At 72.1% G+C, this 12,669-nt stretch carries 11 protein-coding genes and 1 tRNA gene; 7 read left to right on the forward strand and 5 right to left on the reverse strand.

Annotated features, from left to right (window positions below; all coding sequences use genetic code 11):
* Window positions 1-150: 150 nt before the first annotated feature.
* Window positions 151-1,092 (reverse strand): type IV toxin-antitoxin system AbiEi family antitoxin domain-containing protein, encoded by a 942-nt coding sequence (locus RBL05_RS12480; protein WP_308739188.1) that lies wholly within the window; start codon window positions 1,090-1,092, stop codon window positions 151-153.
* A 289-nt stretch (window positions 1,093-1,381) separates the two neighbouring features.
* The gene (locus RBL05_RS12485) at window positions 1,382-3,673 is read right to left on the reverse strand and encodes an HAD-IB family hydrolase (protein ID WP_308739187.1); all 2,292 of its coding nucleotides are present in this window, start codon (window positions 3,671-3,673) and stop codon (window positions 1,382-1,384) included.
* 149 nt (window positions 3,674-3,822) lie between these two features.
* Between RBL05_RS12485 and RBL05_RS12490 the strand changes: the two genes are divergently transcribed.
* The 7 genes from RBL05_RS12490 (at window position 3,823) to RBL05_RS12520 (ending at window position 10,445) form a co-directional block, all read left to right on the forward strand.
* Window positions 3,823-4,599, forward strand: coding sequence for an SDR family NAD(P)-dependent oxidoreductase (locus RBL05_RS12490; RefSeq protein WP_263311994.1), 777 nt, complete (start codon window positions 3,823-3,825; stop codon window positions 4,597-4,599).
* A gap of 4 nt (window positions 4,600-4,603) precedes the next feature.
* The gene (locus RBL05_RS12495) at window positions 4,604-5,506 is read left to right on the forward strand and encodes a lysophospholipid acyltransferase family protein (protein ID WP_308739186.1); all 903 of its coding nucleotides are present in this window, start codon (window positions 4,604-4,606) and stop codon (window positions 5,504-5,506) included.
* On the forward strand, window positions 5,503-7,209 hold the full coding sequence (locus RBL05_RS12500; RefSeq protein ID WP_308739185.1) for an FAD-binding oxidoreductase: 1,707 nt from the start codon (window positions 5,503-5,505) through the stop codon (window positions 7,207-7,209). Before RBL05_RS12495 ends, RBL05_RS12500 begins: the two co-directional genes overlap by 4 nt.
* 14 nt (window positions 7,210-7,223) lie before the next feature.
* Window positions 7,224-7,832 carry a histidine phosphatase family protein gene (locus RBL05_RS12505; protein WP_308739184.1) on the forward strand — a complete coding sequence of 203 codons (609 nt, stop codon included), beginning with the start codon at window positions 7,224-7,226 and terminating at the stop codon, window positions 7,830-7,832.
* Window positions 7,826-8,221: a hypothetical protein gene (locus RBL05_RS12510; protein WP_263311998.1), complete on the forward strand. Its 396-nt coding sequence runs from the start codon at window positions 7,826-7,828 to the stop codon at window positions 8,219-8,221. The genes RBL05_RS12505 and RBL05_RS12510 overlap by 7 nt, the downstream gene beginning before the upstream one ends.
* A 249-nt stretch (window positions 8,222-8,470) precedes the next feature.
* Window positions 8,471-9,244: a ThuA domain-containing protein gene (locus RBL05_RS12515; protein ID WP_308739183.1), complete on the forward strand. Its 774-nt coding sequence runs from the start codon at window positions 8,471-8,473 to the stop codon at window positions 9,242-9,244.
* Window positions 9,234-10,445: a Gfo/Idh/MocA family protein gene (locus RBL05_RS12520; RefSeq protein ID WP_308739182.1), complete on the forward strand. Its 1,212-nt coding sequence runs from the start codon at window positions 9,234-9,236 to the stop codon at window positions 10,443-10,445. The genes RBL05_RS12515 and RBL05_RS12520 overlap by 11 nt, the downstream gene beginning before the upstream one ends.
* 115 nt (window positions 10,446-10,560) lie before the next feature.
* Here RBL05_RS12520 and RBL05_RS12525 read toward each other — a convergent pair.
* The 3 genes from RBL05_RS12525 to RBL05_RS12535 all read right to left on the reverse strand — a co-directional run bounded on the left by RBL05_RS12525 (window position 10,561) and on the right by RBL05_RS12535 (window position 12,581).
* A tRNA-Arg gene (locus RBL05_RS12525) sits at window positions 10,561-10,633 on the reverse strand.
* A 104-nt stretch (window positions 10,634-10,737) separates the two neighbouring features.
* Window positions 10,738-11,799, reverse strand: a complete 1,062-nt coding sequence (locus RBL05_RS12530; protein ID WP_308739181.1) for an LppM family (lipo)protein — start codon at window positions 11,797-11,799, stop codon at window positions 10,738-10,740.
* A 179-nt stretch (window positions 11,800-11,978) separates the two neighbouring features.
* Window positions 11,979-12,581, reverse strand: a complete 603-nt coding sequence (locus tag RBL05_RS12535; protein ID WP_308739180.1) for a cell division protein CrgA — start codon at window positions 12,579-12,581, stop codon at window positions 11,979-11,981.
* Window positions 12,582-12,669 lie beyond the last annotated feature (88 nt).

A 12,669-nucleotide genomic window follows, 5' to 3' on the forward strand; every position in this document is an offset into this window, starting at 1 on the left:
TGCGTCCTGTGCGTGACCTCAAGGCCATATAGCGCCTGAGGTCACGCATGGAGCGCATTTGTGTGCGGCAGGGGAGCGGCGGCGACGGCCAACACTCCGAGGCGGCGCACACCTGGGGAAGCACGACAGGCCGCGCAGCGGCGCTGGGGATCAGCTCGCCAGCAGCTGCTCCACCTTCCGCCGGCCGAACGCTCCGACCTCGGCGATCGTCTCGAGCGCCGCATCCTGGGTGTCGGCCCAGTTCCGCCAGACCTGCTCATAGCTCAGCCGCAGGGTCTGCAGCCCATGTCGGCCCGTGCGCAGGTCCCTGCGTCGATCCAGCGCGAAGGCATCGGGTCCGGAATGACCGTCGCGGCCGTCGATCTCCATCAGGATCCCGCCGACGTACAGGTCCACATAACCCGCACCGTCGACGAACACCTGCTGCTCCACCCGGAAGCCCCGCCTGCGGAGCCAGCGGACCACCCGCGTCTCGGACCCCGAGTCGCTCGCCGTCGACAGCGCGCCGATCCGTGAGCGCACCGATGCAGGGGCGGCGTCCAGCAGCCGCTGCACCTCCGCCGGCGCCATCAGCCGACGATTGATCGCTGACTCGAGCAGGATCGCCGCACGCTCTCCGCTCTGGCATCGCATCGCGTGCTCGAGGGCGAGCGGGAGGGAGGCGACCGCATCCGGCTCCGGCCACGACCGGCAGCCGGAGGGGTGGGCCAGCATGTCCTCCGGCACACCCGCGGAGTCGTTCGGGCGGTAGACGTGCAGCGTCCGTCGCTCCTCCTCGTCGCGGTACGGGATCCACAGGCCGTGCAGTGCGGCGGCGTCGATGCAGGTGAGACGGCACCCGTGGTGCAGAGCGAGTCTGGCGGGCGGGAGTGCCGCCGCGTTTCCGTACCAGCCTCGTGCCACTCTCTGCAGCCGTCCAGAGCGCACGGACCGGATCAGCCGGGAGTCGCTGTATCCCATCGCCAGCAGCTCCCGGCGCGAGGCGAGCCCGAGCTCCTGCTGAGTGAGGCGCCGGGTTCCCCGGGGCGGGCCGACGGGACGAGGCCAGGGCCATGCCGACGCGGGGAGCGCGAGATCGCTGGCGTGGTGCATGTCCCGAGAGTGCCGGGACCGGCGGTCGACTGCTGCGGCCTGGGTCCAGCTGTGGACAGCTCCTGCATGGGGAGGAGAGGCGGGCCCGGGAAGGCTGCCGGGCTGGGGAGGAGGGACAGGGCCGGGAAAGCTGCGATGCGGGGGTGGGGCGCACACAAATCCGTCCTGTGCGTGACCTCAGGCGCTATAGACGGCTGAGGTCACGCACAGGACGCAGAAGTGTGGGGGCCGCGCTGGGCTGGGACGCCAGGCGCTGGGCCGGGACGTCAGGCCGGGCTTGGCCCCCGGGTCACCACTCCAGGATCTGCCAGCGCTTCTTCTTCGCCACGGAGAACAGCCCGAGGTCCGGTGCGACCGCGGCGGGGGTGCCGACGAGCTCGAGCCAGGCGGCGTCCGCATGGGAGTCGCCGTAGCCGTAGGAGGTCGACAGGTCCGCGCCGTGCAGGTCCGCGTACTTCCGCAGCCAGTTCGCGCGTGCCTCGTCGACCAGCGGGGGAGTGGCGAGATAGCCGGTCATGACCCCGCTGCTGTCCTCGTCCATGTGGGTGGCGACGACCTCGTCGAAGAGGTCCGCGAGCGGCTCGACCAGCACGTCCAGCGCGCCGGAGACGAGCACGGTGCGGTGCCCGGCGGCGCGGTGGCGCTCGATGGTCTCCAGCGCCTCCGGTCGGATCGAGGCACGGATGCGGCGCCCGGCCTCGCCCTTCATGAGGGTGCGCAGCTCCTCGGCGCGGTATCCCTTGTAGCGGCGGTTGACCAGGCGGATCAGCTCGGAGCGGTCGCGCTGGTCGGCGCGCAGGTAGCCCGGCACCGCGGCGAGCAGGCCGCCGATCTCGGCCGGCCAGGTGCGGCGGGGGCGGGTCGCGCGGACCACCGCGAAGTACTGCTGGACGATGTTCGTCGCCAGCACGGTGCCGTCGAGGTCGAAGACCGCGAGCGAGTCCGTGGACTGCTTCAGCTCGGGCGTCGGGCGGGAGGCGCGGCGCTTCTGGGCGGACTTCGCGCGGGAGTAGGCCTTGGTGAGGTCCGTGACGGCCGGCAGGTGCTGCTGCTGGAAGTAGTCCTTCCACACGATCCCGGTGACGTCGAAGTCGTGGGTGGCGAGGAACTCCTCCGGCAGCTCGGCCCGCAGCGCCCGCGTGTTCGCGTCGTCGAAGACCATCTCGGTCTTCGTGTAGTGGCGGTACAGCTCGATGTACTTGCGCAGCATCGTCAGCCCCGAGGTGGCCTTGTGCAGGTTCGAGGTCCACTCGCGGGTGCGCTTGGTGGCCGGGAGATAGGCGACCGCGGTCGAGCCGATCTTCGCGGTGAGCTCCTTGGCGCGGAAGCGCTGCTCGACCATCTCCACCGCCGGGAAGGACCACTCGGGCACCTCGATCGGGCGGCCCTTCTCGTCCTCGAGCGGGTGCTTCGTGAAGTACTCGCGCACCGCGGTGACCATCTCGTGGAAGGGCAGCGGGTTCGAGGCGCCGGAGACGACCTGGTAGTAGGCGTCGTCGCCGCGGCGGGAGACGTCCTGGGTCGCGAGCGCCACGATGACGTTCACGACGTGGTCGACGGGGATCACGTCGAGGATGGAGTCCGCGAGGCCCGGGAACTCCGGCAGCATGCCGCGGCCGTAGGCCATGATCAGCGGGTCGGCGACCTTGTAGCCGTCGATCCAGCCCGGGTAGGGCTTCTTCATGGCGGACTCGATGATGGAGGGGCGCACGAAGGAGACGCGGTGGCCGCTGCCGGCCCACAGCTCCTCGGCGACCTGCTCGGCCATCGCCTTGGTGAAGGTGTAGATGTCGGTCCAGCCGACGGACTGGGCGCGGGTGCGGCCGAAGTCGACCAGGCGCTGCTGGACCCAGTCGCGCCGCGCCTCCTCGGAGACGTTCGCCACGGACTTCGGGCCCATGCGGCCCACCTGCAGCTTCGCGGTGCGGATCTGGGAGCGGAGGGTCTCGGGCTTGCGGGACTCCGCCTCGACGCGCTCGCGGGCGGCGAGGGCGGCGTCGAACTCGGCGCGCCAGTCGACGTCGGAGCGCAGCGAGCCCTCCTGGCGCAGCCCCTTGGAGATGCCGCCGACGTAGGCGGTGGAGACATGGATGACGTGCGGGTCCTGGCCCGAGGCCAGCAGCGCCTCGTAGAGGTTGCGGGCGCCGCCGACGTTGGTGCGGAAGGCGTCGTCGATCGGCGGGTCGAAGGAGACGGAGGAGGCCGAGTGGATCACCGTGTCGACGGGATCGGTGATCGCGGGCATGTCGGTGAGGTCGCCTTCGAGCACGCCGACGCGCGCGTCGAAGATCTCCTTCAGGCGCGCCTTCCCGTCGGCCGCGCCGCCGAGCGCGCCGTCCTTCTCCAGCTGCTCGCCCCAGGAGGCGAAGACGGGCTTGCGCAGCAGCTGCTCGAGGCGCCTGCGGCCCGTCACGGAGCCCTTGGGGCGCACGACGGCGGTGACGTGCACGTCCTCGGTGGTCTCCAGCAGCGAGCGCAGGACGGCCTGGCCGAGGAATCCGGTGACGCCGGTGAGCAGGATCCGTCGGCCCCCGGTCCCCCCGGGGGTGGACGGGGCGGCGGCGGGGGAGGTGTGCGACATGGGATCCTCTGGGGACGGGAGCGGAGATGGCGGACCGACCGGGGAGGTCAGCGGCAGGGTCCGGGCCTGCGCGCGCGACGCGCCCGCGATGTCTCTGCCCGGCGGCTTCTCCGCGCTGGTCAGGGCGGCGCTAGTGTATCGTAGCCGCCATGCATAGGGCCCTGATCACCGGCGGCACCGCAGGCATCGGGGCGGCCTTCGCCAGAGCGTTCGCCGGCCGGGGGAGCGCCCTCGTGCTGGTCGCGCGGGACCCCGATCGCCTCGAGGAGTCGGCCGCGCAGCTCCGTCGCGAGCACGGCGTCGACGTCGAGACGATCGTCGCGGATCTCGCCGACCGCGACGCTCAGCAGCGGGTCGCCGATCGCCTCGAGTCCGACACCGACCCCGTCGACGTGCTCGTGAACAACGCCGGCTTCTCCGTCCGCGCCGGCCTGCTCGACGAGGACCTCACCCCCCACGACCTCGGCTTCGAGGTCATGATCCGCGCCGTCCTCAAGCTCGGCGGCGCCGCGGGTCGGGGGATGCGACGCCGCGGCCGCGGCTGGATCATCAACGTCGGCTCGGTCTCGGCGCTGGTCACGCAGAACAACTACTCCGCGATCAAGGCGTGGGTGGGCAACTACTCCGAGTCCCTCGGCGTGCAGCTCGCAGGCACCGGCGTGCAGGTCACCGCCCTGATGCCGGGCTGGGTCCGCACCGAGTTCCACTCCCGCGCCGGGATCAAGGGCTCCTCGATCCCCGGCGTGCTGTGGCTGGACGCGGACCGTCTGGTCGAGGACTGCCTGCGCGACGTCGCCCGCGGCCGGCCCGTCTCGGTCCCCTCGAAGCGCTGGAAGCTGATCTCCGCCGTCCTGCGCACCACCCCGCGCGGCCTCGTCGCGCGGCTCAGCGCGCTGCTCAGCCATCGCCGCAACCGGGAGAAGTGATCGCGTGACCGACGAGGACAGCGAGAAGGAGCCCGAGGAGCAGGGGAGCTCGCGACGGGCCGAGGCCGCGGCACGGCTCTCCGAGGCCTCTAGCCGCGCCGCGGACGCCACCGCGAAGGCCGCCGACGACCTCAAGGGCCGCTCCCGTCGGCTGCTGGACTCGCTCTCCGCGCGCTCGCGCGGGCAGGGCTGGGAGAAGCCGACGGGCGAGCTGGCCAAGTACCGCTCCACCTGGCGCGCCGGGATGCGCTTCGTGCTGCAGCGGGTGCTGTTCCGGGGCGTGGTGAACTCCGCCGTGAGCCCGCAGGTGCAGGTGCACCGCCGCGTGAAGAGCATCCGCGGCCCGTTCGTGCTGGTCGCCAACCACACCAGCCACGTCGACGGCCCGCTGCTGGCGATGAGCCTGCCCTGGACCCAGGGCCGGTTCCTCTCCACGGGCGTGGCCGCCGACTACTGGTTCGACCACTGGCACCGCCGCCTCTTCGTGCGCCTGATGATGAACGCCTTCCCGATCGACCGCGGCGGCTCCCGCAAGCACGCGGGCACCTCGAAGAGGCTGCTGCGCAGCGGCGTGCCGATCCTCGTGTTCCCCGAGGGCGGCCGCCAGCAGACCGGCGCCATGGCGGAGTTCAAGCCCGGCGCGGCCGCCCTCGCCCTCGGCGTCGGCGTCCCCGTCGTGCCCGCCGCGATCATCGGCGGCTACGAGGCGATGCCCAAGGGGCGCAGCTGGCCCGTGCCGGGGCGCCCGCCCGTGCGGGTCGTCTTCGGCGAGCCGCTGCTGGGCGGGGTGGACGAGTCCGCGGGCGACTTCATCACGCGCATCCGGGACAGCGTGAAGAACCTGTACGACGAGCACCACGACGAGGTCCTGGGCAGTGCTGTCCGGGACGAGGAGGAGGACGCATGAGCGATCGGCCGAGCGCACGCGAGGTCAAGCGGCACAAGTGGTGGGGCTGGGGCCTGGACGACATCACGTTCCGCTACGACAACAAGCCCGCCTTCGCCCCGCTCGCGCGGAACAAGATCGGCGTCGACCTCGACTCGAAGCAGCCGGTCGAGCCGCAGCTGTCCGACGTCGAGGTGCCGGAGAGCCGGCTGCCCGCTCCGGCGCGCGAGGCGCTGGTCGCCGTCGTCGGCGCCGACAACGTGCTGGACGACGACGAGTACCGGGTCGTCCACTCCTTCGGCCGCTCCCTGCCGGACCTGTTCCGCGTCCGGGGCGGCCGCTTCGAGCGCCTGGTCGACGCGATCGTGTACCCCGCCTCCGAGGACGAGGTCGCCGCGGTCCTGCGTCTCGTGCTCGAGCACGACATGGTGCTGATCCCCTACGGCGGCGGCTCCTCCATCTCCGGCTCCGTCACCCCCGACGTGGACGAGCAGCGCCCGATCCTCACCATGAACCTCGGCCGCATGCGCGAGGTCCTCGAGATCGACGACACCGCGGGGCTCGCCCGCGTGGAGGCGGGCGCGTACGGCCCGGACCTCGAGGAGCAGCTGAACGCGCTGGGCTGGACCGTCGGCCACTTCCCCGACTCCTTCACCTACTCGACCGTCGGCGGCTGGGCCGCGACGCGCTCCTCCGGCATGCAGTCGGACAAGTACGGCGACATCGAGGACATCGTCCGCGGCCTGCGGATGGTCCATCCCGCAGGCACGGCCGTCACCAAGCCGATCCCGGGCCGCGACTCCGGGCCGAGCGTGCACGAGATGATCCTGGGCAGCGAGGGACGCCTCGGCGTGATCACCGAGGTCACGGTGCAGGTGCACCGCGTCGCCCCGGTCCGTCAGGTGATCGCCTACATGTACCCGGACTGGGAGCACGGCATCCGCGGCATGCACGCGATCGCCCGCTCCACCGACGTCTCCCCGACCTTCACCCGTCTCTCCGACGGGCCGGAGACCGAGTTCAGCCTCGCCATGGTCAAGGCGCCCACCTCCACCAAGGGGAAGGTCGCCGCGAAGGTGCAGGACGGGCTGTTCTCGTACCTGCGCTCCAAGGGCTGGGACACGACGAACGAGATGTCGATCTCCTACGTCTGCTTCGAGGGCTCGAAGGAATCCGTCGAGCAGCAGAAGTCGATCGTGAAGAAGATCGTGAAGAACGCCGGCGGCATCACGCTCGGCGCGGGCCCCGGCGCGATCTACGACCAGAAGAAGTTCGACACCCCCTACCTGCGCGACTTCCTGATGAACTACCAGGTCTTCGGCGACGTCTGCGACACCGGTGCGACCTGGTCGAAGATCAACGAGGTCCATGCCCGGGCGTTCGAGGCCTTCTACGCGGTGCAGGAGGAGCAGGGCCTGCCCGGCTTCATGTTCTGCCACATGTCGCACAGCTACCACGCCGGGGCGTGCCTCTACTTCACCTTCGCCTTCCCCTACTCGACCGACGAGCAGGCGCTCGAGCAGTACTACGCCGCCAAGAGCGCCGTGCAGCAGACCTTCGTGGACCTCGGCTCGACGGTCTCCCACCATCACGCGGTGGGCACCGAGCACCAGCCCTGGATCACCGAGGACATCGGCGAGGTCGGCACCCGCATGGTGCAGGGGCTTTTCGCCGACACCGACCCGGGCCGGAACCTCAACCCCGGCAAGGTCGTCCCCTCCTGAGCGGGGGAGCGACGATGCAGGCCGCGCATCCGGTCCTCGTGCTGCGGCACGGGGAGTCGACCGCGAACGTCGAGGGGCAGATCGTGTCCGTCCCCGGCCCGCGGGCGCTCGAGACGGTGGGGCTGACCGCACGCGGCAGGGAGCAGGCGCGCGCCGCGGCGACGGACGCGGCCGCGCAGGGCCTCGGGCCGGGCACGGTCGTGGTCACGAGCGACTTCGCCCGCGCCCGCCAGACCGCCGAGGAGTTCGCCGCCGGTCTCGGTGCCGGGGCGCCGCGGGTCGACGAGCGCCTGCGCGAGCGCTGCTTCGGCGCGCACGACGAGGGCCCCGCGACCGCCTACGAGAGCATCTGGGCGCGGGACCGCGCCCGTCGGGCGCACGACGACGGGGTCGAGCCCGTCGCCGAGGTCGCCGCGCGCGTGCTCGCGGCGCTCCGGGCGGCCGACGCGCTCGCCGCCGACGCGCCCGTGGTGCTCGTCGCCCACGGGGACGTGCTGCAGATCGCGCTCGCGCTCGCCGCGGGCCGCGACCCGCACGACCATCGCGAGGTGCCGCACCTGGGCAACGCCCAGCTGCGCGCGCTCGGCCCGCACCGCACCGCCGCAGCGGGCGCGCCATGCTGAGCGCGGACCGCGGCGGCGGGGTGCGCCTGATCGTGCGCGGGGACCTCGAGGAGACCCGGGCGCTGCTCGCCGAGTTCTTCACCGCCCAGGGCTGGCGCGTCCACGAGACCACGCCCGCGCGCCTGGAGGTGGAGACCGGGAGCCTGCGCCGCACGGTGCTGCTCGGCGCCCTGGCCGGGAGCCGCTTCCACCTCCGGGCCCGGCTCGAGCTGGCCGAGGTCCCGGGCGGGACGCGGATCCGTCATCTCTGGGGTGCGACCGTCGGCCGCGCGCTGGGCGGTGTGGCCGGATGGGCGCGGGCGAGCAGGCGCCATGCCGAGACGGCTGAGCTGCTCACCGCGCAGCTGCGCGAGCGGGGCATCCTGCTCGAGGCCGCGCCCGACCGCTGAGGCCGGCCTCCGCCGCAGCGGAGCGAGCAGGCTCCCTCGCCGTTGAAGGAGCCTGACGTCGACCATATTCAGTTACTCGTGAGGAATGGGTCACAGGCGGGTCACGGTTGCCTCGAGAGGCTGTTCCGATCCGGGAAGCAGCCTCCCGGCGGGTCCGCCGAGGTGACGGGGGCCGTGCGCCCCTACGATGGACCGGGTCGCCCGAGGAGCGGCGGCCCGCGAACCACCAGCGACAGGACGAGGGAATTCATGGCACTGCGCATCGCCGTCTTCGGCGAGAACCGGCACGAGAAGGTCGACCCGAAGGTCCAGCAGATCTATCCCGAGGGCATGCACACCGTGATCGCGGAGGCCCTGCGGACCGTCCTCGCGGCCGACGGCGTCGAGGCCGAGGTGCGCATCGCCCTGCTCGACGACATCGAGGAGTCCCTCTCCGAGGAGGCGCTCGCCGAGACCGACGTGCTCACCTGGTGGGGCCACATGGCGCACGAGGACGTGCCCGAGGAGATCGCCGAGCGCGTGGTGCGCCGCGTCCACGAGGGCATGGGGCTGATCCCGCTGCACTCCGCCCACTACTCCAAGCCCTTCAAGAAGCTCATGGGCACCACCTGCAACCTGCTGTGGCGCAACGAGGGCGAGGAGGAGCGGGTCTGGACCGTCAACGGCTCCCACCCGATCGCCCGCGGCGTCCCGCACCCGATCGTCGTCCCCGAGCAGGAGATGTACGGGGAGATGTTCGACATCCCCGCCCCCGACGAGCTCGTCTTCGTCTCCTCCTTCGCCGGCGGCGAGGTGTTCCGCTCCGGCGCCGTGTTCCGCCGCGGCAAGGGCAAGGTCTTCTACTTCAGCCCCGGCGACCAGGAGTACCCCGTCTACCGCCAGGCGGAGATCCAGCGCGTCCTCGCCAACGCCGTGGTCTGGGCCCGGCCCGAGGAGCGCGAGGCCGCACCGGTGAAGATCGCCAACGCCCCGCGCGACTGGTTCCGCGGGGACGACGCGGACGGAGTCACGCGTGTCATCTGAGACCAGGACGCTCACCGACACCTCCGCCGCCCCGACGCCGTCGGCCTCCCTGACCGGCTTCCCCCGCCTGCCCGCGGAGCGTCCCGCACGCGTGGTCGTCGTCGGTGCCGGATCGATGGGCAGCTGGTGGGCCCGGGAGATCGTCGCGAGCGGGGTCGCGGAGCTCGTCGGCGTCGCCGACCTGGTCGAGGGCGCGCCGCAGCGCGTGATCGACCAGTCCGGCGCGGCCGATCCGGCGGCGGTCGCCGTCGGCGCCGACGGGGTCGACCTCGCCCTCGAGCTCGGCGCTGACCTGATCGTGAACCCGACCGTGCCGGTCGCCCATCATCCCGTCACCGTGAAGGCGCTGCACGCGGGGATCCCGGTGCTCGGCGAGAAGCCCGTCACCGAGACGCTGCCCGAGGCGATCAGCCTGCTCGCGCACGCCGAGCTCACCGGCGTGCCGTTCATGGTCTCCCAGTCCCGGCGCTTCTTCCGCCAGGTGCGCCAGCTGCGCAGCTTCGTCGCCGCCCACGGGCCGACGGTGATGACCAGCGCGTTCTTCTCCCTGTTCACGGAGATGGACGGGTTCCGCCGTACCCAGGACCACCCGCTGCTGCGGGACATGGGCATCCACGCCTTCGACACCGCGCGCTACATCCTGGACGCGGACCCGGTCGCGGTCACCGCCCGCGGGACGCGCCCCGAGTGGAGCGTCTACCACCACGACGCGACCGTCAGCGCGACCTTCGAGATGTCCGACGGGTCCCTGTTCGTCTACCACGGCACCTGGAACGCCCGCGGCCTGCCGACCTGGTGGAACAGCGAATGGCGGATCGGTGCCCAGCACGGCTCCGCCACCTGGGACGGCACCGGCGCCCCGGTCGTCGGCACCGAGGACGAGGAGGAGACCGCGCGCCTGCAGGCCGCGATCGACGCCGAGACCGCGCCCGAGCCCGACCAGATCGCCGCCTCGCTGGTCGAGTGCGTCTCCGCGCTGCGCGAGGGCCGCACCCCGATGTGCGAGATCCACGAGAACGTGCTCAGCTTCGCCATGGTCGAGGCGGCCGTCACCGCCGTCGAGCGCGGGGAGCGGGTCGAGATCGACGAGCTGCTCGAGCAGGCGCGCGTCGAGGCGATCGCCGCGGAGGCCGACGAGCAGGCCCGCGAGATCATGCGCTCCTGGAGCAGCGTGCGCGAGGCGCTCGTCGCCGGGTCCTGAGCCGAGCCGCCGCGCCCCGAGGGATCACCGGGGCACGGCGGCGAGGTGACCGCACGCGGACATGCGAAAGGCCCCTCATCGCGATGTTCTCGCTGATGAGGGGCCTTTCCTTCTGCGCGCCCGGAGGGATTCGAACCCCCAACCTTCTGATCCGTAGTCAGATGCTCTATCCGTTAAGCTACGGGCGCTCGCCAGCTGCGCTGACCTGGACTACTCTAGCGGGCCCTCGCGGCCGGCGCCAATCGGCGGGCCATGAGCCTGCTCACAGGAGCGGGGTCACGGCCCGCAGCGGTCACCAGCCCGACTGCTGAGGAGGCTGCGGGGAGCCGGGACCCTGCGGCCCGCCGGGGTTCTGGCCGCTGTCGGGATGAGCCCACGGAGGCTGCTGCTGGCCTTGCGGAGAGCCCTGGCCGCCCTGCTGCGGGGCGCCCCACTGCTGATCGCTCTGCGGGGCCGCGGGCGGGGAGCCCTGCCCCCACTGCTGACCGGACTGAGGGGCGGGCGGGGGCGAGGCCTGACCCCACTGCTGGCCGCCCTGGCCGCTCTGCACGCCCTGACCGCCCTGAGGCGCGGGCGGCGGCGAGTTCTGGTCCCACTGCGCGCTCGGCGGAGCGGCCGGAGACGCTCCGGACGCGGCGCCGACGGACGCACCGGCGCCGTAGCCGCCGGGCACGCCCGAGGAGGCGCCGGCCTTGTTCTTCCGCGAGCGGAGCACGAAGAAGACGGCCACGGCGGCGGCGAGCAGGAGGAGGAAGCCGATCACGACGACGGCGATGATCACGATGACCCAGGGGAAGCTGTTCGCCTCGGCGCGGATGTCGATCCCGTTCGCGATCTCGGACGCATCCGTGAAGACGACGGTGCTGCCGTCGATCTGGCCGCCGGAGGACTCGATGATCTCGCCGGGGAAGATGAAGGTCATCGAGAACTCGAAGCCGTAGTCCGCCAGGGTCGGGTCGGTGAGGTCGCTCAGCCCGGCCTGGGCCGGATCGAGGGTGAAGTGGTACTCGCCGTCCTCCTCGACGAGGTCCAGCCCGTTGCCGAACTCCTCATTGTCGACCACGCCGGTGATCTTGCAGCCGTACATGCCGTCGGCCTCGTACGGCTCGACGGTCGGGGCGATCTCGCCGGCCACGCCCGACTCCTCGCCCTCCATCGCGGCGCACATGTCCTCGGCGGAGGAGTACTCGGACCCGATGAGGGAGGTGTCCAGGCCGATGTCCATCGCCACGTCGATGGTCTCGGCGTCCTTGATGTCGAAGGTCGCGTCGAACTTCCCGCAGCCCGCGAGGACCATCATGAAGGGAACGAGGAGGAGCGCGAGGAGTCTGCGCCGTCTGGAGATGCTGGTCACGGTTCCCCCGTCGGGTCGCGCACCGAGGTGCGTGGCGCCACCGGGTGTGACGCGCTTCCCGTTCAGGGTACCTGCGCAGGCGAGAGCGCGCGGTGGGGAGAACTCCCATCGCGTGCGGTCCGGTCGCACGGCTCCGATTTATCGGAGCCGGGGCGACCGGCTACTTCCAGAGCAATCGGCTACTTCCAGAACATGAGCATGCCGCCGCCGACCATCAGCACGCCGAAGCCGACGGCGAGGTTCCAGTCGCCGATCGGCAGGGGCAGCTGCCCGGCGGTGATGTAGTAGGTGACCAGGTAGGCGAGACCCAGGATCAGGAAGACCACGGCGGCGGGGGCGAGCCACCGCGGGTTCTGCCCGGCGGCCGCGACGCGCCGTCCGGTGGTGCGGGAGGTCTCGGCCGCGGCGGCCCGGCGCACCGAGGTGGCACGCGTGGAGTCCTTCGCCTTCTCGGGAACCTCGCCGCCGGCGGGCCTGCCGGTCTCGCTCTCGCCCTTCTTCTTCCCGGACGCGCCCTTCGTCGCGCCGCGACCGACGGGGTCCTTGCCCGCGGCGCCCCTGCGGCGCACGGGGTCCTTCGCGGAGCCCCCGGCGGGCTTCGAGTCCTCGGCCTCCGCGGTCGCGTCCTCCGCGTCCGCCATCGTGTCCTCGAGGTCCGTCGCGGCGTCCTCGGCCTCCGCGGTCGGGTCCTCGGCGTCCGGCGTCACGTCCTTCGGGTCCGTGCTCGCGGCCTTCGCGCTCGACGTCGCCCGGGCGGACGACTTCTTCCTGCTCCTGGCCATGGAACGATGCTCCCTCGACGCGGCCGTCGCGCGACCGTGCCGCGCGGATCCGCGGGTGCGGACCGTGGCCTAGGGTAATGGGCGTCCG

The sequence above is a fragment of the Brachybacterium sp. GU-2 genome, from assembly GCF_030866705.2.
Taxonomy (GTDB): Bacteria; Actinomycetota; Actinomycetes; order Actinomycetales; family Dermabacteraceae; genus Brachybacterium; species Brachybacterium conglomeratum.